At 62.1% G+C, this 1,171-nt stretch carries 2 protein-coding genes; both read right to left on the bottom strand.

Translation table 11 applies throughout. The features are described 5' to 3' along the window. Positions 1–112 precede the first annotated feature (112 nt). Positions 113–376, bottom strand: a complete 264-nt coding sequence (locus ABD52_RS37220; protein WP_235437692.1) for a winged helix-turn-helix domain-containing protein — start codon at positions 374–376, stop codon at positions 113–115. A 271-nt stretch (positions 377–647) separates the two neighbouring features. Next, the gene (locus ABD52_RS37225; protein ID WP_235437693.1) at positions 648–1,031 is read right to left on the bottom strand and encodes a response regulator transcription factor; all 384 of its coding nucleotides are present in this window, start codon (positions 1,029–1,031) and stop codon (positions 648–650) included. Positions 1,032–1,171 lie beyond the last annotated feature (140 nt).

Raw genomic sequence — 1,171 nt, forward strand, 5'->3', positions numbered from 1 at the left:
CGCGCTTCGCCCGCCCCCGCGCGGACAACCCACCTCCATCGGGATACCTCATCCCATCGATCTACCCCCGCCCAAGATCATCACGCAAACCACATAGGACGAACCTGACTATTCAAGATCTGTAGCCACCCGGTTTGGTGGACAGGATCGGCTCCGACCCGCACCCGACCAGGGCCCGGCGCAGCTTGTACACGTAGGTCTGCAGGGTCGTCATCGCGCTTGCCGGAGGGTCCTGCTCCCACAGCTCGTCGATGAGCTCGCCGGTCTGCACGAGGGCGTTTCGACGCAGCAGGAGAAGCGAAATGACCTGGCGCGGCTTGGGTGCGGTAGGAACGACCTCCCGTCCGTTGGCGTACATTTCCAGAGGCCCGAGCACTCGAAAGTCCATTGAGTCCCCCAAACTCGACGTTCGGTGTAGACGAGGTCGAGCGTAAACGACCTTTACACCGCAGGCCAAAGACTCGGCACCGCAGTGCACAAAGGAAGCAGAGAGTGGTATCGAAAGTAGTAGAGCGTCGATATGGGCATTTCAGAGGTGGCGTTGGCGACGAGCTGGGCGCCCAATTTGTTGCATGCATGTAAACATATCTTGCAGCCATCTTGGGAATGCTGGACAGCCGAGAGATTGACCGGCCTTAAGGCCCCTGTCAATTCTTGGTGCGACTACGAAAGGGCCGCACCGCCCCTGCGACGAGGCCCGGCCGGGAGGAATTGCGGGCGCCCGGAGGTTGAATGATCGAGGCGGCCACCGCCTTATTGACGGCATCGATTCGCGAGACCGCGCTGAGCTTGGCGAAGATGTTGCGCAGGTGCCGCTTCACGGTTGTCTCCGCGAGAGACAGACGGGTCGCGATCTGTGCGTTGCTGAGGCCCTCGGCGGTAGCAGCGAGCACTTCGAGTTCGCGCGGCGACAGCACTTCGTCGCGCCGGCCGTAGACATGGTCGAGGCTGCTGCGTGAGACTCCGAGCACGACCCGGGCCCGATCGCGCGAGACGGCTCGGACCGCGCTCACCAGGTCGTGCCGCGCCACGCTCTTGTGCAGATACAGATCTTGAATGGTCAGGTTGTGTCGGGTTCGAGTGTCAGTCCGGTGTGCGCGAGGAAGCCGTCGAGGAGATCGTCGCGGTACTGGATGCTCTTGAGTCGGTTCTTGATGATCGCCTGGAGGTG

The organism is Micromonospora sp. RV43, assembly GCF_001029515.1.
In the GTDB taxonomy this organism is placed as follows: domain Bacteria; phylum Actinomycetota; class Actinomycetes; order Mycobacteriales; family Micromonosporaceae; genus Micromonospora; species Micromonospora aurantiaca.